The organism is Enterobacter sp. E12 (assembly GCF_014596715.2).
GTDB lineage: Bacteria > Pseudomonadota > Gammaproteobacteria > Enterobacterales > Enterobacteriaceae > Enterobacter > Enterobacter bugandensis.
Map to the genome: position 1 here is coordinate 4,544,015 of NZ_CP115601.1, position 19,188 is coordinate 4,563,202.

Genomic DNA, 19,188 nt, shown 5'->3' on the forward strand with positions numbered 1-19,188 from the left:
AGCCCCTCTCCGGAGGGGCTTTTTTTATTCACATACATAAATCGTTGCAAAACGAATGCTCCGAAAAGAGTGATCTACCGCACATATCCCTCCACATCTACCGAAGCGAATGTCTACGCTTATAGGACGCCCGGAGAAACCTGTCTTCAGAACACACAACCGGAGGTCCCTATCACCATGTTCAACCAGAAACTACAGGCTACCGAGAACATCGAACTCGAGATTGCAGAAGAGCTGCGCTACGAGACCGATCCCTGCGAGTTAAAACTGGATGAGATGATTGAGGCGGAGCCGGAACCCGAAATGATCGAGGGGCTACCCGCCTCCGATGCCCTGACGCCCGCCGATCGCTACCTCGAACTGTTCGAGCACGTACAGTCGACGCGGCTGTTTGCGGACAGCAAAACCTTCCCCGACTGCGCGCCGAAGATGGATCCGCTGGATATTCTGATCCGCTACCGTAAGGTCAGACGGCACCGGGATTTCGACCTGCGCCAGTTCGTTGAGAACCACTTCTGGCTGCCTGAAACCTCCAGCACGGAGTATGTCTCCGACCCCGGCCTGTCGCTGAAAGAGCACATTGATAGCCTGTGGCCCGTCCTGACGCGCGAACCGCAGGACCATATTCCCTGGTCGTCCCTGCTGGCGCTGCCGCAGGCCTATATCGTGCCCGGCGGGCGATTCAGCGAGACCTACTACTGGGATTCGTACTTCTCCATGCTGGGGCTGGCGGAGAGCGGCCGTAACGATCTGCTGAAGTGCATGGCGGATAACTTCGCATGGCTGATCGAACGCTACGGCCATATCCCTAACGGCAACCGCACCTATTATCTCAGCCGCTCGCAGCCGCCGGTCTTTGCCCTGATGGTGGAGCTGTTTGAAGAGGACGGCGTGCGCGGCGCGAAGCGTTACCTCGACCATCTCAAAATGGAGCACGCCTTCTGGATGGACGGCGCGGAGTCGCTACTGCTTAATCAGGCATACCGCAGCGCGGTGCGCATGCCGGACGGTTCATTGCTCAACCGCTACTGGGACGACCGTGACACCCCGCGCGACGAATCGTGGATTGAAGACGTGGAAACCGCCCGCCACTCGGGCCGTCCGCCGAATGAGGTCTATCGCGATCTGCGTGCGGGAGCAGCGTCTGGCTGGGACTACTCCTCCCGCTGGCTGCGCGATCCGGCGCGGCTCGCCAGCATTCGCACGACGCAATTTATCCCCATCGATTTGAACGCCTTCCTGTTTAAGCTGGAGAGCGCGATTGCCAATATCTCGGCGTCGAAAGGGGATAAAGAGACGGCCGAGCTGTTCCGCCAGAAGGCCACCGATCGCCGCGCGGCGGTGAACCGCTATCTGTGGGACGAGGAGAGTGGCTGTTACCGCGATTACGACTGGCGACGCGAGCAGATGGCGCTGTTTTCTGCCGCCAGCATTGTGCCGCTGTATGTTGGAATGGCGACGCACGAGCAGGCAGAACGTTTATCTGACGCGGTAAAAGCGCGTCTGCTGACGCCGGGTGGGATTCTGGCAACCGAGTACGAAACCGGCGAGCAGTGGGATAAACCCAATGGCTGGGCGCCGCTGCAGTGGATGGCGATCCAGGGGTTCAAGCAGTACGGCAACGACCCGCTGGGGGATGAAATCGCCTGGAGCTGGCTGCATACGGTGAACCACTTCTACAAGACGCACCACAAGCTGATTGAGAAGTATCACATCGCCAGCAGCACGCCGCGCGAAGGGGGCGGCGGGGAGTATCCGCTACAGGATGGCTTCGGCTGGACGAACGGCGTGGTGCGACGGTTGATTGGGTTGTATGGGGAGCCTTGAGAGAGGTGCGATCTGGCCCCTCTCCCCTCTGGGGAGAGGGGAAAACGTTAACGAATCACCTCATAAATGGCGGTCTGAATAGACTGCCATTTTTTTGTGGTGGCATCCGGCTGTGACTGCGCGCGTCGCGTTGCCATCTCAAGATCGTGCTTCTGGCGCTTCACCACGGCCGGCACGGTGCAGAACGCTTTCAGATACTCTTTACGTATTGACGTCAGGGACTCGCCGTTTGACATGGCGTGGCTAAGCGTATTGATGAAACGACGACACGGCTTCTCTTCTGCCATGTTCTGCCGATAGCGCAGCATAAGCTCCAGAACGTCGTCATAGCCTGCCGACATCGCCTCTTCGGTCCATGACAGCTTCCAGTCCATCCCACCCTGCAAAAAGAGCAGCGCCACGCGGGTATCGTTGCGGTTAATCGCCGAACGGAAATTACTCTCGTCCCAGGTCACTCCCATGCGCGTCAGCGTCTCGCGCGAGGAGGGGGTTTCGCGCATCTCCTGCGGCGGAGCCGCCGCTTGCGCCGTATTTTCGGCAGCAGGCTGCGGTTTGCTGCTGGTCACCAGCCAGAAGCCGCCTACCACGATGGCAATCACCATCACGCCGACCGCTCCCCATAGCGCACCGGAGATAAGCTGCTCACGCTGTTCGGGCGTGCGCGGGGCGCGCTGGGTCGGCTTTTCAATCGTGTCGCGGACTTCAAATAGATCCCCACCGGTAACCCGATCCATTTTTTGTGCCTTTTCCCAGAACGCGTGCAGCTCGCTGGCATCCACAGCCATGAATCCGGCCGGGTTGACGCGCGTTCTCCCCTCCTCAAACGCGCGTTGAACCGGACGGGAGATCTGCATGTAGTAGTTATCCAGCAGCTGAATTTGCGCCGAACTTAACGTTTTCTGCACCGTAATGCTGTTGCGGATTTGCCGAATGTCGTCGAGGAAGGTTTGCAGCGTTTTGCGCGGCTCCACCAGGAGCGTCAGCATGGACGGGTCGTTAAACAGCGAGGCGTAATAGCGGCTGAACTCTTTTTTATCCACCAGCATTTGCGCCAGTTCACTGAACATCATGCCGCTCAGGACATCGTTGATTTCGCCATGCTTCAGCCAGCGCCGTACGCGGTCAGCGTTAAATAAGGTTTTAAGATGATTATTGAGCCGCACCTGATCGGGCCAGGCCTGCTGAATGAGGCCTTTAATCATTAACTCAATTGCGCGTACCTGCTTATGCGCCTGCTGTTGCTGGAGTTCGCTTCCCGGGGCCAGCTCGGTGCTGTAGGTCAGAAGCGGCTGCTGCAGACGAAGATGTTCCAGCGTAGTCACAAACCGCATCGCCGCAATAAGCTGGTTTTCACTGACATCCTGCCCGCTTTCGTACTGCGGGACGCGCTGCTGCAGCAGGCGCAGCTGCAGCGTAAATTCCGACATCTCGGCATCATTCAGGTTAAGCTTCTTCGCAACCGTAGCCCATCCCCCAAGGCCTAAACGCGCGCTGTCCAGCTGTTCCAGAAACCAGCGTGGATCTTTTCCCTCAGAAACATGTACATTCAGAAGAAGCAAGATTTCCACCGACGCCTGGCGAATGACCGCCAGACAGTGTTCAAACTGTTCGCGGATATGATGTGATGTGCTGAGAGTCATTGTTTTCCTTAAGCGACAGCGAAGACATCCGGAATGGGCACTAACGGCCGTTTTTCTTTTTATTTATACGCGCTTAACCATACCTGACTTTCTGTTGAAATAAAGTGACAACCCTAAAATCATTTAAAATGCTTCAGGAGAATCTTAATGCCAGTTTTAATGACCTCACGCCTGAACTGCTCGCCCCTGCAGGAACAAGACTGGCCCTTTTTTCTGGCGTTGCAGCAACACCCCGAAGTCATGCGCTTTGTGGCGGAGAACCGCCCCGTCGCAGCGATCCGGGAGGCGTTTGATTCGCGCCTAACGCCCTGGACGCCAGGCAGCGCGCACTGGCTGTGCCTCGTCGTACGTGATGCCCTCTCACAGGCCCCGCTGGGCGTTACCGGGTATATTCATCGGGAAGAAGATTGCGCCGAAGTGGGCTTTCTTTTTGCCCCCGAGGCGCAGGGCAAAGGTTACGGCTTCGAATCCCTGCAGGCGCTTTGCGATTACGCCTTTCATCAGGGCGGTATTCGTCGGCTCACCGCCACCGTCACCGCGGGAAACGTCGCCTCCAGGCGCCTGCTGGAAAAAGCTCGCTTCCAGCTGGAAGGCGAGCTACGTGAAAGCTATTACCTTTCCGGTCGCTGGCAAAATGACTGGTTATTTGGGTTATTACGGCAGGAATACCTGAACAATAATTCCTGATCAACAGCCATTTGGCGGATATTGCTCGTACCGCGATTCCTCTACAGTATCGCCATTAAGAGGAAACGAATATGAACGGTCATGCGCTAAATATATCTTCTGCCGCCATAGAATTAATAAAGAAACATCAAGGGCTTTCACTGGAGAAATATCGTGATGAAAAGGGTGTATGGGTTATCGGCTATGGGCATGTGATCCGCGAACGGGAAAATTTTCACGGCCTTATCACGCCTCTTCAGGCGGAATATTTACTCCATGAAGATATTCAGTTGTGTGAAACGCTGCTGCGGGAAAAGTGTATACATCCATTAACCCAGCAGCAGCATGACGCGCTGGTACTGATGATACTGAGTTTCGGCGTGACGTCTTCACTCCCGAAAGCGCTGCTTCAGGCCGTCGCCCGGGTGTAGTACATGGCTGCCTGGGTTCGGTTTTTTACCTCCAGCCGGCGAAAAAGCGCTTCCAGATGCGCTTTTACCGTGGCCGCACTGATGTTGAGATTGCGACCAATCTCTTTGTTTGATTCGCCCGCCGCCAGCAGCTTCAGCACCTCACGCTGACGCTCGCTTAAGAAAAGTAACGCCTGCGCTGACGATTGCTGGCTGACCCACTCAGCGGGAAAGCAGACCATCCCTCTGGACACGGAATCCAGCACGGCGGCAAACCGCTCAGGGTTAGCGTTACGGGGGATAATAGCCATCACGTTTCGCTGCATGAGTTGTTCAACCCATCGGGTCTCTTTTTTTGCCAGAACCATCATCACCCGTACCGACGGGAAGCGATGCATGATTTCATCCAGGAAAGAACTCCCCTCATCCTGAATTAAATTGCCGTCAATCATGACGATAGCAGACGGTGACGCGGATATTTGCGTCCATAAATCATCTGCCTGACAAGCCCCCGTTATATTTATTTCAGGAATTAATTTCTGCAAACCGTGTATCGCTCCATGAATAAATATCGACTGCCTGTCAAACATGATTACTCGCATCGTATTTCTCCCTCTGAGAATAGCGAAGGGGGATTCTACATAAGCGCTATTTAAGAAAAAACTCAATGAATGGAGAGGTTACAAATCCACCAGTGGTTTTTATATTTATCCGCATTTTGACACATCCATATTAAGGATTTCCTTAAGGGGTTCCCTCCCCTTAACATCAGACATCACAGGAACATGCCGCCTGATACTTCAATACGTTGCGCGTTCATCCAGCCAAGCTTATCGCTAAGCAGCGCCGCAATGGCATCCCCGATATCGTCCGGCAAACCTACCCGCCCCAGCGCCGTCTGCGACGCCAGCATCTGGTTAAGCTGCGCGTTGTCGCGCACGCGCCCACCGCCAAAGTCGGTTTCGATCGCGCCTGGTGCGATAATATTGACTGAGATACCGCGCGCTCCAAGCTCCTTCGCCTGATAGCGGGTGAGCACTTCCATCGCCCCTTTCATGGCCGCGTAGGTTCCTGAGCCTGGCTGGGTGAAGCGGGCCAGTCCGCTGGAGACATTGAGGATCCGCCCCCCGTCGTTAAGCAGAGGCAGCAGGCGCTGCGTCAGGAAGAAAGGCCCTTTGAAGTGAATGTTCAGCGCCTCATCAAACTGGGCTTCCGTCGTTTCGGTATAGGGTGCGTATAAACCCGTTCCGGCATTGTTCAATAAATAATCAAATGTTTCGCGCTGCCAGACGCTCTTCAGGATCTCCTGAAGCTGTTGAGCAAAATTTTCGAAACTGGCGATATCCCCGACGTTGAGCTTTAATGCCGCCGCCTTGACGCCTTTTTCCTGAATTTCGCGCACAACTTCCAGCGCTTCCTGCTGGCTACGATTGTAGGTCAGGATAATTCCCGTGCCGTCAGCAGCCAGCTTTAACGCAGCGTTTTTACCTAAGCCGCGGCTACCACCCGTCACTAATGCGATACGTTCAGTCATCATAAACCTCGTTTTGGCTGTTATGGAGATTGAGAAAGAGCTTATTAGGTGATAGAAGATCAATAAAGATGGGTAATAACGCTTCACTGTTTCATTGCAAACAACAATGAGCTTCATCTATGGATAAAATTCACGCAATGCAGCTGTTTGTTCGCGTCGCGGAACTGGAGAGTTTTTCCCGCGCGGCAGAGACATTAACGCTGCCGAAAGGCAGCGTTTCCCGGCAAATTCAGACACTGGAAAACCGGCTTGGCACCCAGCTACTGCACCGTACCACGCGCCGCGTCAGCCTGACGCAGGACGGCATGGTCTATTACGAACGGGCAAAAGATCTGCTGGCGAACCTGGATGAGCTGGACGGTATGTTTCAGCACGATCCCTCCAGCATCAGCGGAAGGCTGCGCGTGGATATGCCTGTTGGCGTTGCTCGAAATGTCGTCATCCCCAAACTGCCTGCGTTTTTACAGCAGTATCCGGGTATCGAACTGGAGCTCAGCAGCAGCGATCGTCTGGTGGATGTGGTCCGGGAAGGGTTTGATTGCGTCGTCCGCGTGGGTTCCCTGAAGGACTCAGGGCTGATAGCCCGTCCGCTGGGCAAGCTGTCGGTGATAAACTGCGCCAGCCCGGATTATCTGGCGCGTTTTGGCTACCCTGACACGCTGGACGATTTAGGCTCGCACGCCGTGATTCATTATGCCGCGATGCTGGGAAGCCGCCCTCAGGGCTTTGAATTTTATAACGGAAGCACGACGCAGTGGATAAAAACGGGCGGGGTGCTAACCGTCAACAGCACGGAAACTTACCAGGCCGCCTGCCTTGCCGGGCTGGGGATCATTCAGGCCCCGCGCGTTGGGGTGCGCGACCTGCTGCGCGCAAAGAAACTGATTGAGATCCTCCCGCAGTATCGCGCGGAACCGATGCCTGTCTCCCTGATTTACCCCCACCGGCGCAACCTCTCTCGCCGGGTTCACCTGTTTATGGAGTGGCTAACCGAACTCACAAAAACTTACGTGGACTAGTCGCAAGCTATAATTCAGTAACATCCAGCCAAACGAAAAAGGAAAAGACGCGTGACGCCGGAAAATAACCCGCAACGACCCACCCAACATTTAGATTATGAACCCATCAAGAAGATGGAAACCGAGCCGGAAGAGGCTAAAGCCCCTGGTACCGCCAGCAAGGCACTGGGCACCGTCACCAGCCTGGCGGAGAGAATTCAACAGTTTCCCATGGTTGCGCATCTAATACGTGCGACCGAGCGCTTTAATGACCGCATGGGGAACCAGTTCGGTGCCGCGATCACCTATTTTTCGTTCCTGTCGATGATCCCCATCCTGATGGTGTCGTTTGCAGCGGCCGGTTTTGTACTCGCGTCACATCCAACGCTGCTGCAGGATATTTTCAATAAGATCCTGAATAACGTCAGTGACCCAACCCTCGCCACCACGCTGAAAAGCACGATAAACACCGCCGTTCAGCAGCGCACCACCGTCGGGATCGTCGGTTTGCTCATCGCCCTTTACTCCGGCGTTAACTGGATGGGCAACCTCCGCGAAGCTATTCGCGCCCAGTCGCGCGAGGTGTGGGAGCGTAAACCGCAGGATCAGGAGAAAATTTGGGTTAAATATTTCCGCGACTTTATTTCGCTGATTGGCCTGCTTATCGCGCTCGTCGTCACGCTCTCCATTACCTCCGTGGCGGGCTCCGCGCAGCAGATGATTATTTCTGCGCTCTATCTTGATTACATCGAATGGCTGAAGCCCGCCTGGCGCGGCATCGGACTGGCGATTTCTATCTTCGCCAACTACCTGCTGTTCTTCTGGATTTTCTGGCGCTTGCCTCGGCATCGTCCGCGTAAGAAGGCGCTGCTCCGCGGCACATTGATTGCGGCGATCGGCTTTGAAGTGATTAAGATCGTGATGACTTACACCCTGCCGTCGCTGGTGAAATCCCCATCCGGCGCGGCATTTGGCTCGGTGCTCGGGCTGATGGCGTTCTTTTACTTCTTCGCGCGTTTAACCCTGTTCTGCGCGGCGTGGATTGCCACCGCCGAGTACAAAGGCGACACGCGAATGCCAGGAAAAACACATCGTTAATTCCGCTCTCGGGCTGATATTTCAGCCCGACTCATCATTTCAGCATATAAATCCAGTCCGTAACTTTTATTTAACCGAAAACCAGTTTTATCCACCAATATTTAAAAAACGTGAAGCATTTCATGGAAGCATTTTGGCTGGCCTGAACATTATCCGCTTTTTGTTGATTTTATAATCAGGAAGCTATTTTGTTACAGATTGAAATGTCGCTTTTGCTGTGCGTAATATGGCCTTTCGTTCGACAAAAAATAAGAAAATATTATGCAATCAACAGCCACAACACTCGACTCTGGTGCGGAAAACGTCCCGGTAAACTCGCGCAATAAAGTTGTCGTCGCATCGCTGATTGGCACCGCCATTGAGTTCTTCGACTTTTACATTTACGCCACCGCAGCGGTCATCGTTTTCCCGCATATTTTCTTCCCGCAGGGAGACCCGACGGCGGCGACGCTACAGTCTCTGGCGACCTTTGCTATCGCGTTTGTGGCGCGTCCGATTGGCTCCGCGCTGTTTGGACACTTCGGCGATCGTATTGGGCGCAAGGTCACCCTGGTGGCCTCGCTGCTGACAATGGGCATCTCCACCGTGGCGATCGGCCTGCTGCCGACCTACGAAACCATCGGCATTCTGGCGCCGGTCCTGCTGGCGCTGGCGCGTTTTGGTCAGGGTCTGGGGCTGGGCGGTGAATGGGGTGGCGCGGCGCTGCTGGCGACCGAGAACGCCCCGCCGCGTAAACGTGCGCTGTACGGTTCATTCCCGCAGCTTGGCGCGCCGATTGGCTTCTTCTTTGCCAACGGGACCTTCCTGCTGCTCTCCTGGCTGCTGACGGACGAACAGTTCATGAGCTGGGGCTGGCGTATTCCGTTTGTCTTCTCGGCCGTGCTGGTGCTGATTGGCCTGTATGTGCGTGTTTCCCTGCATGAGACGCCGGTGTTCGCAAAAGTAGCCGCGGCGAAAAAACAGGTAAAAGTGCCGCTGGGCACCCTGCTGACAAAACACGTGCGCGTGACCGTGCTGGGCACGTTTATCATGCTGGCTACCTACACGCTGTTCTACATCATGACGGTGTATTCCATGACCTACAGTACCGCTGCCGCACCGGTTGGGCTGGGCCTGCCGCGTAACGAAGTGCTGTGGATGCTGATGATGGCGGTGATTGGGTTTGGCGTGATGGTACCGATTGCCGGCCTGCTGGCGGATAAGTTTGGTCGTCGTGCGAGCATGATTACGATCACCACGCTGATCATTCTGTTTGCTCTGTTCGTCTTCCCGCCGCTGCTGAGTTCAGGTAGCCCGGCGCTGGTGATGGCGTACCTGCTGATTGGCCTGAGCCTGATGGGGCTGACCTTCGGCCCGATGGGCGCGCTGCTGCCGGAGCTGTTCCCGACGGAAGTGCGTTATACCGGCGCGTCGTTCTCCTATAACGTCTCGTCTATTCTGGGTGCGTCCGTGGCACCGTATATCGCCACCTGGCTGCAGGCAAATTATGGTCTGTTCTACGTGGGCGTTTATCTGGCGGCCATGGCGGCGCTGACGTTGATTGCGCTGCTGCTGACGCATGAGACTAAGCATCAGGCGCTGTAATTCATTGCGGCCTGATGCCCTCACCCCGGCCCTCTCCCACAGGGAGAGGGAGAAAGGCGTTACTTCTTCATCTGCGACAAAATCGTCCGGCATTGATTCGCCTCGCCTTCTGACGGCGAAATCAACGCCAGCAGCGCTGCGGCCGGGGTGACCAACGTCGCGAGGGCTGCGGCCACCGCGCCACGCGCAATCAGCGGCCCGGGCTTGACGCCCGCCTGCGGATTTTTGAAGGTCCCACGCACGTAAAGCGGCGAGCGCAGGGTAATAATACGAATTCCCTTACTTTCCGGATCGATGGTCAAATCCAGCTGCTCGGAGGCCATGCTGGCGGTACCGGTCACGTTAATCACCGCGTTTTCCGTGTCGAAGGCAAAAATCTGCGGACGCGCCACGCCATTAACCAGATCCACATTCGCCGCCGCGCAGTTCACCCGCACCTCGTCATCGCCAAAGATTTGCCCGATGATAAAGTTACCGACGTTCAGCCCCAGGATCTCCATCAGGTTGCGGCTGACCAGACCGTCGTTCATTAGCAGTTTCAGGTTACCGTTGCCGCTGCCCAGCAGTGCCGCCACGGAATTCCCCACCCCGCGAATGTCCGCATCGCCGTTCATTTCACCGAGGGTTTTCTGCATCAGCTCCACGTTCGGCATCAGCTCTTTCAGCTTCAATCGACGCGCCTGGATCTCCGCCCGCCCCTGCATCGGCTTTTTATCGCCTTCCAGGTGAATGTTGGAGGAAATCGTCCCGCCCGCCATGCCAAACTTCAGCGGCTGCAGGCGCAGGTCGGCATTTTTCAGGATGATATGCGTTGAGAGATCGCTCAGCGGCAGCGTGCTGCCATGCTCAATCTTGCGCCCTTTGAAGCGCACATCTGCGTCCATCACGTCCCACTTATCGGTCTCAAAGCGATCGTAAGGCAGCACTTTTCCCGCAGGCTGAACGTCCTTTTTGACCTCTTTTGACTTTGTCCCTTTGCCCGAATCCACGCCTATCAGCGGGCCAAGATCGGCCAGACGCAGCTGGCGGGATTCGACATCCCCTTCCAGTTTTGGCCGTGGTTTTCCGGTGGTGTAGGTCAGCGTGCCGTGAATATCGCTGTCGCCGATGCGGCCGTTGAAATCCCGGTAGTCAAAAACGGACGATTTTTCGGTATCAATTTTGGCAACCAAATGCCCGTCCGTTTCGAACGGCGGGGTATCCGGCAGCAGTACGCCGGTCAGTTCATACAGTTCGCCAAGCGAGTCACCGGCGAACTTGAGCTGCAGGTCGACGCCCCCCATGTTCATCGGGTCGTTGACCGTCCCCACAAACGCCACGCGCGTATTCCCCGAGCGGAAATCCGCCTGCACCGGGAACGGCGTGCCTTCGCTCCGGAGGGCCAGCATGCCGCCGATTTTCCCTTTCCCGTTAAGCGGCTGACCGTTGTAGCGCCCTTTTGCCGTCAGGCCGAAGACATAATCACCCGCTTTGGCGCTATCGCCTTTCGCTTTATTGCCCGTGACTTCGCTAAACGGCAGCGGTTTACCCAGCGGATCGACCAGGATCTCCACGTCTGCCTTGCTGACCTTATCGTCGATGGCGATCCGCCCGCGATCGAAAAGAATATTGTCCAGACGGAATGACCACGAAGAGGGCTGGGCATTCGGATCTTTTTCGCCCTCGCTGGCAAGGTTAAACGTCCAGTTATTGTTTTTTTCAGAGAGGCGGATCAGGCGCGCATCGGGCTGCTGGAGCTTGATCCACGGTAGATAGACGGTTTTGGTCAGGAGCGCTAGCGGCGCCAGCGTGGCTTCCACGCGCGGCAGATGCACCATGGTCACTTCGGGGATATCCGGCGGGTTGCCGAGAATAATGTCGTCGGCGTGGACTTGCGGCCAGGGGATCCAGCTTCGCCAGCCGGTCTCCTCTTTCTGACGCTCCCATACCACACCCAGATCGCCACGAATGGCGAAGGGACGGTTCAGCTCAGTTGAGACTTTCTGGTTGATGGTCGGCTTAAGGCGGTTCCAGTCAAACGTCGCGATAATGATGACGACGATCGCGATCAACAACAAGAAAATCCCTGTAATCCAGGAAATGACCCTGGTTGTTTTTGTCATTGTTATCCCCTTTCCTGATGACCTGTCCTGTAAAACTATAGTCCAGACAAAGGGAAACGGGGCTATCAGAGGGTCGTTCTGGCGCTTTCGAGGAGATCCATCGGCACGGGGCGAGAGAGGAAATAGCCTTGCGCCGCCGCTGCGGGAGAGTTTTGCACATCACGCCACTCTTCCAGCGTTTCCACGCCTTCAACGATCACCCCCTGGCAATAGCGATTCATCAACTGCAATAACAGCGTAAACAGATTCCGCCCTTCCGGGGTCTGGCGCAGCATGATGAACAGATCGCGGGCCACCTTGATGTAGTCATAGCGCACTTCGCTGAGGGCCGAGAAGTTCGCCATACCGGTGCCAAAGTCATCCAGCCACAGCGGGCCAAATTCACACATTGACGCAAACGAGGAATCCTGCGGCAGGCGCACGTGCTCCACCAGCTCAAAGCGCAGCCACGGCAGGGTGGCGATCAGCTCCTGCAGCTTCGCGTTCTGACGCAGCGCCAGCAGAGTTGGGCCATCCACGTTCACCGAGGCGAGGATCGTATGCTGCTCGAAAAAGGCCTGTTTCGTCGCCAGCATACGGAGCTGCTCTTCCAGCACGTCCAGACGCTGGCGAACGGCAACTTCGGCAAAATAGCGATCCGGAGCGATGCGCTGAGTAGGGTTTGAGGGATGCGTAACGACGGTCAAAATCTCAATTGCCATCAGCCGACCGTCCGTTCGATAGATCGGCTGCCAGGTGTACGCGCGCTCACATTGCAGCCAGTAGCGATGCTCCTGCAAGTTCTCAATACTTGCCTCAGGCGTAGTGCTCAGCCGCTGGATAACCTGCTCTGACTTCATTTCAGATGTCCTGTTGTTGGGATAGCCTTTCTGGACTCGTCACAGGATTATCGGCGCGATAATTGAGAACTTTATGTTCAATTCACCGTGAAAATGAAATTAAGATGACAGAAATTTGCCGGAACACGCGCTGGCTCAAATAAAATAATGGAACACCGTTTTAATATAGTTGACCATCTAATTCACTCGGCGCACACTGCTGAAAATTCTTCTGTTCAGGTTCACGACTATGTCCAAAAAAATTGCCGTGATTGGCGAATGCATGATTGAGCTGTCACAAAAAGGCGCGGAAGTCAGCCGCGGATTTGGTGGCGATACGTTAAACACCTCGGTTTACATTGCCCGTCAGGTTGCGCCTGAGGCACTCACCTTGAACTACGTCACCGCCCTCGGCACGGACAGCTTCAGCCAGCAGATGCTGGAAGCCTGGCAGAGTGAACATGTTGACACCTCGCTTATACAGCGTATGGAAAACCGCCTGCCTGGGCTTTACTACATCGAAACTGACAGCACCGGCGAACGCACGTTTTATTACTGGCGTAACGAAGCCGCGGCCAAATTCTGGCTGGAGAGCGACGCCGCTGGGGCCATCTGCGAAGAGCTGGCGACGTTTGACTATCTCTATCTGAGCGGCATTAGCCTGGCGATTTTAAGCCCGACCAGCCGCGAAAAGCTGCTCTCGCTGCTGCGCGAATGCCGCGCCAACGGCGGGAAGGTGATTTTTGATAACAACTACCGCCCGCGCCTGTGGGCCAGCCGCGAAGAGACGCAGCAGGTTTATCAGCAGATGCTGCAGTGCACGGACATCGCCTTCCTCACGCTCGATGATGAAGACGCCCTGTGGGGTGAAAAGCCGGTTGAGGACGTGATTGCCCGCACGCACGCAGCAGGCGTGAGCGAAGTGGTGATTAAGCGCGGCGCGGAGTCGTGCCTGGTCGCGATTGCGGGTGAAGCGGTGATTGAGGTCCCTGCGGTGAAGCTGGCCAAAGAGAAAGTGATTGATACCACCGCGGCGGGGGATTCCTTCAGCGCGGGCTACCTGGCGGTACGCCTGACGGGGGGAACGCCGGAAGCGGCGGCACAGCGTGGGCACCTGACGGCCAGCACCGTGATTCAGTATCGCGGGGCGATTATTCCGCGCGAGGCGATGCCTGTTTAGTTTCCCCTAACCCTCTCCCCAAAGGGGAGAGGGTCAGCGTGAGGGGGTTACTGCCCCTGCGGAATATCCGACGCGTCCTGGTGTAGATCATCAGCCGTTGCAGCCTGCGCCGGCTGCGACGCGGTGGCCATAATGGAATCCCAGGTCTTCTGAAGTTCCTTCATGTCATATTCCGGCTCGCCTTTCGGCTGCAGAAGGATCAACGCCATATCCTGCGACAGCTGCTGACGTAAATCCTGATTCAGCATATTCACAGTCAGACCGTTCAGGAAGTCCTGACGCAGCTTCTGGTACTGCTCAGGCGCAATGTCGACAACCTGATTCTGCAGGGAGCGAATCCGCTGGCTGATCAGAATGTCGGTATCGGCGCGAGCGTAGGTGGCAAACAGTTTCTGCAGCTCCAGTTTTTTCTGGGCCAGCAGCGCGTTGAACTCCTCTTCAGAGAGCCCCTCTTTACGCACTTTTGCCAGCTCTTTCGCCACCACACCCAGGTTCGCATTCAGTTTATCGCCCGGCGATTCAACGTTAATGGCACATTGCGCACGCTGGAACAGCACGCGGCAGTCAAAGCCAAGGCCAATGTTCTTCACGTTGTTTTTGCTGAGCGTCTGCTGAACGTGCCAGAACAACGCTTCACGCGCCAGATCGGCACGCCAGTAGCGCAGCAGCGCCGCAGACTCACGAATAGGCTGCCAGGCGTTATCCCACATCACGGAGAGCCTGTCCTGGCGCACGGTGTCCGTCATAATGCTGACAGGCTCGGCGCGCAGCGGAGAGAGCGTCGGGACAGGGGCTGGCGTTTCGCGTTTGCCCTTCAGATCGCCAAACGCTTTGTTGATCTGCTCAACCACCGCGCGGCTATCCACATTGCCGACGACGATCAGCGTCATCGCGTCCGGGGTGTACCATTTCTGGTAGAACGATTTTACCTGTTCGACGTCCACCGGCTGCTTCAGCGGCTCTGCCGGATCGTGCCCCAGCAACGTTGAGCCTTTCAGACGGTAGCGCCACCAGCCCTCTTTGGTATCCGCAGGCCAGGTCGCCACCATGTCGCCGTTGCTCAACGCATAGTTCACGGTGTCCGGCGTAATCGCCAGGTTGCCAGAGGCATCGGAGAGATAGGTAAGGGCTTCTTTAAGCAGGTCGTTACGGTTATTTGGCAGGCTCAGGTTAAACATGGTGTAGTCATAGGAGACCACAGCCGGAGGAAGGGGGCGTTTCGGATCGATGGCCTGTTGCCACAGCGAACGCACCTGTACTGCCTGCAAGCTGCCGCTCTGCGTGAGCGCCAGACGGGGAATAAAATGGCTAAAACCGGTTTGCTGAGTGCTTTCCGTAAGGGAGCCGGTATTTACGGACAGACGGATTTCAATACGATCGCTGGGACGCTGTGGAGTAGATAACACCTGCCACTGAAAACCGTTCGCTAGCGTGCCTTGTTGCCAGGCCGGGTCTGGCTGGAGCGCATCTGCCTGCACATAACTGGCTGCTGCCATCATCAGCAAACCGCCGGTTAAGAGTCGAATTTTTGTGCCCTGCATGTGAACCCCTGATCAACATTCCTGGTTAAAAAGAGTGTCTCGCGACGCGCTGCACTCTAAAAGATGACGATGAAAACACGTCGATTAGACCGCGCGTTCGGCAAAACGTCACGGTCCGAAGTGAAATATACCCAAAAAAAATCTTGTCGAATTATGACAGGTATGAACAGTTATTATGCGCAGGAGCCCGCATCCCGACAAGGGAATGCGGGCAATTGTGACAAGATTAGGAGGTTAAACCAGGATTTTTGCTATCAGACGCGCGATTATTCAGCGTATCGTTGAGCTTCTTGTGATCCAGCTCTTTCACCCATTTCGCGACCACCACCGTGGCCACGCCGTTACCCACCAGGTTGGTAAGGGCACGCGCCTCAGACATAAAGCGGTCAATACCAAGAATCAGTGCCAGACCCGCCACCGGCAGATGCCCCACCGCAGAAATGGTGGCCGCCAGCACGATAAAGCCGCTGCCCGTCACGCCCGCAGCCCCTTTAGACGACAGCAAGAGCACCACCAGCAGGGTGATTTGATGGAAAATATCCATATGGCTGTTGGTCGCCTGGGCGATAAACACGGCCGCCATCGTCAGGTATATCGAGGTACCGTCAAGGTTGAAGGAGTACCCCGTCGGGATCACCAGGCCGACCACCGATTTACGGCACCCCAGCTTTTCCATCTTGTCGAGCATACGCGGCAGCGCCGATTCTGAAGAGGAGGTCCCCAGAACAATCAGCAGCTCTTCACGGATGTAGCGGATGAATTTGAAAATGCTGAAGCCTGTCGCACGGGCGATGGAGCCCAGCACCACCACCACGAAAAGAATACAGGTGATGTAGAAGCAGATGATCAGCTGACCCAGCTGCACCAGCGTGCCAACGCCATACTTGCCGATGGTGAAGGCCATCGCACCGAAGGCACCGATCGGCGCCAGGCGCATGATCATATTGATGATGCCAAAGATGACCTGCGAGAAGCTTTCAATCACGTTGAAGATAAGCTGGCCCTTGCTGCCCAGACGGTGCAGGGCGAAGCCAAACATCACGGCAAACAGCAGCACCTGCAGAATGTTTCCGCTGGCGAAGGCGCCGATGACGCTGCCAGGGATGACGTCCAGCAGGAAGGCCACCACGCCCTGATCCTTCGCCTGTTCGGCATAGACCGCAACCGCTTTGGCATCCAGCGTAGAGGGATCAACGTTCATACCCGCGCCAGGCTGTACCACGTTGACGATGACCAGACCAATAATCAGCGCAAGGGTACTGACCACTTCAAAGTAGAGAAGCGCCACTGCACCGGTACGGCCCACCGCCTTCATGCTTTCCATGCCAGCGATGCCCGTTACCACCGTACAGAAGATCACCGGGGCGATGACCATTTTAATGAGCTTAACGAACGCGTCGCCAAGCGGTTTCATTTGCGCGCCCAGCTCCGGGTAATAGTGACCCAGCAGAATACCGATGGCGATGGCTGTCAGGACCTGGAAATAAAGACTTTTGAAGAGTGAGGTTTTCATAGGGTGTCCTTGGGAAGAAAAACCACAGGCTTTGTAAGGTTATGGTTAACCTGCGGCTTTAAAATAACACCCGTATAACAGGACAGAAATAAACCCGGTTCAAATTTGAAACACAAATGTTAAGAACTTTGAACTGGCTCGCACAAGCCAGCAACAAAATTACACTTTTGCGTTATGGTCAGCGCCAGAAAGGTATCGCTGCTCGAAGACATCTGGCGGCACCGCGGGGGCAAAAAGATAGCCCTGGCCGCTCTCGACGCCCGCCTCTGCCAGCCAGACGCGTTGCGCTTCGGTTTCAATCCCCTCGGCAATAAGATGCACCTTGAGGCTGCGCGCCATCTGAACGATGGCCTGCACCATGCTGCTGTCTTCCGGCAGCCCGTCGACAAACGATTTATCGATTTTGAGCACGTCCACCGGCAGGGCTTTCATGTGCTGAAGCTGGCGCAGCCCGGCGTAGCCCATACCAAAATCGTCCAGCGCGATGCGAATGCCGGCATTGCGCAGCGGCTTCAGGATGGCCACCGCGTCGTTAGGATCGTCAATGCGCCGGCTCTCCGTCACTTCCAGCGTCAGCGTATCAGGCTTGATCCGGTAGCGGTGGATCAGCTCCAGCATCTCGGAGACCATCGTCGGATGCATAAGCTGCAGGGCAGACAAGTTGACCGACAGCGGCAGCGTTACGCCGCGCTCCTGCCAGGCGGCAAGCTGGCGGCAGGACTCCTCCAGTACCCAATAGCCAACGGTGACCATCAGCCCGCAGGATTCGATGCGCTCAATCAGCCCCTCCGGCAGCTCCCAGGAGCCATCCGGCTGCTGCAGGCGGAGCAGCGCCTCGGCGCTTTTCACTTCCCCCGTCTGTAAATTCACCTGCGGCTGTAGCCAGAGGGCGAACTGACGGTTATCCAGCGCGGTCAGGATATCGCTCTCTTCCGTCAGGCGCTGCTGCGCCTTTTCCATCTGCTCCGGGTCAAAGAACTGGATCTGATTTTTCCCTTTGCGCCGGGCGGTAAACGCCGCCGAGAACGCGCGGCGGTACAGCTGCTCCGCCGTTAAATCACCGTAGTACATGGCGATGCCGATACTGGCGCTCGGACGAAGCTGGATGCCCTGCACGGGCAGCCGCTCATTTATGACAGTGAGTACTTGCTGACCTAATGTGATGGCGTGCCACGGCTCTTTCACGCCGTTGGCAATCACCACCAGGTCGTAACCGCTGACCTGTGTCAGCACCATGCGCGGGGCAAGGACAGACTTCACCTTTTCCACCAGCGTCAGCAGCAGCATTTCACGCTGGCTCTCCTTGAGCACGCCCGCCGTGTCCTGCAGGGTTTCACAGGCAATCACCATCAGCGCCGTGGTTTGCTGCCGCGCAACGGTCTGCTCCAGCATTGCCATCAGAAACGCTTTATTAGGTAGCTCCGACACAGGGAAGCGCGTGGCGCTGTTGTTTAGCTCATCCTGATGACGCTGGATGCGCTGCTGGTTGAGGTTGTAGCTGCGCACCAGCATACCGATCTCATCGTCTTGATGTAGACGCGGCAGCTCAAGCTGGTGCCCCAGTTGATCCTGCGGCGAAAGCCCATTCAGCTCGCGGGCGATACGGCGCAGCGGATGGACAATGAGGCGGTTTATACACCACGTCAGCGCTACGCTGATGATCAGGGTCATAAGTAAGCAAGTGGTCACTAACGTAACCACCCAACTCATGACGAATTTATACATCCGGTACGAGTCCGCCTGCAGAACCAGGTAGGCCAGTGGCTGCGGATTGGCAGGACGTTCCAGCGAATAGAGAGGCAGAGAAATTTGCACCGGCAGTTCAAACAGGCGCATCACCATCATCGGGACGGGACGCTCCGGGATAAAACTCATCCGCAACGCCTGGAACTGGTTGGGTAAGACGACATCGGCGCGGCTAACGACCCCGGCAGGCTGAATGCGCTTTAAGATGGTTTCCGCTTCGGGAATGTCCCCTTTCAGGATCGAGGCGGAGAGCGGGCCGCGCACCGAGCGGGCGATACTTTCTAACTGCGAAGCCGTGTTATAGCGATTCTGCTGTACGGAATGAAACAGCAAAATTACGCAGAAGAGCAGTACAAACAGCATAGTGACGGCAGAGACCATCGCCATTTGTTTGATCGTTAAGGAACGGCTGACACGCAAAATGACTCTCCACAAAACTCGAAGCGCAGGGCGCGCCAGGGTGTAAACCTGGCGCGCCTGAGTATACCCGATTGCCGCGCTATTAAGAGAGACTTACAAATGGATTAAGGA

15 protein-coding genes are annotated in these 19,188 nt (G+C 56.1%); 7 read left to right on the forward strand and 8 right to left on the reverse strand.

What is annotated here, in order from left to right; translation table 11 throughout:
• Positions 1–177 precede the first annotated feature (177 nt).
• Positions 178–1,827 (forward strand): alpha,alpha-trehalase, encoded by a 1,650-nt coding sequence (locus IB212_RS21805; RefSeq protein ID WP_041911860.1) that lies wholly within the window; start codon positions 178–180, stop codon positions 1,825–1,827.
• A gap of 47 nt (positions 1,828–1,874) precedes the next feature.
• Here the strand turns inward: IB212_RS21805 and IB212_RS21810 are convergent, their stop codons facing one another.
• Positions 1,875–3,467, reverse strand: a complete 1,593-nt coding sequence (locus IB212_RS21810; protein ID WP_041911859.1) for an STY4199 family HEPN domain-containing protein — start codon at positions 3,465–3,467, stop codon at positions 1,875–1,877.
• 147 nt (positions 3,468–3,614) lie between these two features.
• Here IB212_RS21810 and IB212_RS21815 point away from each other — a divergent pair, with 147 nt between their 5' ends.
• Both IB212_RS21815 and IB212_RS21820 read left to right on the forward strand, forming a co-directional pair.
• Complete coding sequence (locus tag IB212_RS21815) at positions 3,615–4,154, forward strand: GNAT family N-acetyltransferase (protein WP_028014743.1); 540 nt, start codon at positions 3,615–3,617, stop codon at positions 4,152–4,154.
• Between the two features lie 71 nt (positions 4,155–4,225).
• Entirely contained in the window at positions 4,226–4,564 is a 339-nt protein-coding gene (locus IB212_RS21820; RefSeq protein ID WP_028014744.1) for a lysozyme, read from the forward strand.
• On the opposite strand, the gene IB212_RS21825 is transcribed toward IB212_RS21820, so the two are convergent.
• Complete coding sequence (locus tag IB212_RS21825) at positions 4,543–5,145, reverse strand: response regulator transcription factor (protein ID WP_041911858.1); 603 nt, start codon at positions 5,143–5,145, stop codon at positions 4,543–4,545. The genes IB212_RS21820 and IB212_RS21825 overlap by 22 nt on opposite strands.
• A 173-nt stretch (positions 5,146–5,318) precedes the next feature.
• Positions 5,319–6,077, reverse strand: coding sequence for an SDR family NAD(P)-dependent oxidoreductase (locus tag IB212_RS21830; RefSeq protein ID WP_028014746.1), 759 nt, complete (start codon positions 6,075–6,077; stop codon positions 5,319–5,321).
• Positions 6,078–6,196: 119 nt separating this feature from the next.
• Between IB212_RS21830 and IB212_RS21835 the strand changes: the two genes are divergently transcribed.
• The 3 genes from IB212_RS21835 to IB212_RS21845 all read left to right on the forward strand — a co-directional run bounded on the left by IB212_RS21835 (position 6,197) and on the right by IB212_RS21845 (position 9,757).
• Complete coding sequence (locus IB212_RS21835) at positions 6,197–7,096, forward strand: LysR family transcriptional regulator (protein ID WP_041911857.1); 900 nt, start codon at positions 6,197–6,199, stop codon at positions 7,094–7,096.
• A gap of 51 nt (positions 7,097–7,147) precedes the next feature.
• Complete coding sequence (gene yhjD / locus IB212_RS21840) at positions 7,148–8,173, forward strand: inner membrane protein YhjD (protein ID WP_041911856.1); 1,026 nt, start codon at positions 7,148–7,150, stop codon at positions 8,171–8,173.
• Positions 8,174–8,434: 261 nt separating this feature from the next.
• On the forward strand, positions 8,435–9,757 hold the full coding sequence (locus tag IB212_RS21845; RefSeq protein WP_028014749.1) for an MFS transporter: 1,323 nt from the start codon (positions 8,435–8,437) through the stop codon (positions 9,755–9,757).
• 59 nt (positions 9,758–9,816) lie between these two features.
• On the opposite strand, the gene IB212_RS21850 is transcribed toward IB212_RS21845, so the two are convergent.
• Together IB212_RS21850 and pdeH are read right to left on the reverse strand one after the other, a co-directional pair.
• Positions 9,817–11,859: an AsmA family protein gene (locus IB212_RS21850; protein ID WP_041911855.1), complete on the reverse strand. Its 2,043-nt coding sequence runs from the start codon at positions 11,857–11,859 to the stop codon at positions 9,817–9,819.
• A 65-nt stretch (positions 11,860–11,924) separates the two neighbouring features.
• Entirely contained in the window at positions 11,925–12,698 is a 774-nt protein-coding gene (gene pdeH, locus IB212_RS21855; RefSeq protein WP_041911854.1) for a cyclic-guanylate-specific phosphodiesterase, read from the reverse strand.
• Positions 12,699–12,927: 229 nt separating this feature from the next.
• Between pdeH and IB212_RS21860 the strand changes: the two genes are divergently transcribed.
• Complete coding sequence (locus tag IB212_RS21860; RefSeq protein ID WP_188246067.1) at positions 12,928–13,857, forward strand: sugar kinase; 930 nt, start codon at positions 12,928–12,930, stop codon at positions 13,855–13,857.
• 47 nt (positions 13,858–13,904) lie between these two features.
• On the opposite strand, the gene IB212_RS21865 is transcribed toward IB212_RS21860, so the two are convergent.
• From IB212_RS21865 to hmsP, 3 genes are all read right to left on the reverse strand, one after another.
• Positions 13,905–15,398 carry a pitrilysin family protein gene (locus IB212_RS21865; protein WP_041911852.1) on the reverse strand — a complete coding sequence of 498 codons (1,494 nt, stop codon included), beginning with the start codon at positions 15,396–15,398 and terminating at the stop codon, positions 13,905–13,907.
• A gap of 226 nt (positions 15,399–15,624) precedes the next feature.
• Positions 15,625–16,911, reverse strand: coding sequence for a dicarboxylate/amino acid:cation symporter (locus tag IB212_RS21870; protein ID WP_028014754.1), 1,287 nt, complete (start codon positions 16,909–16,911; stop codon positions 15,625–15,627).
• Between the two features lie 159 nt (positions 16,912–17,070).
• Positions 17,071–19,077: a biofilm formation regulator HmsP gene (gene hmsP / locus IB212_RS21875; protein ID WP_028014755.1), complete on the reverse strand. Its 2,007-nt coding sequence runs from the start codon at positions 19,075–19,077 to the stop codon at positions 17,071–17,073.
• Positions 19,078–19,188 lie beyond the last annotated feature (111 nt).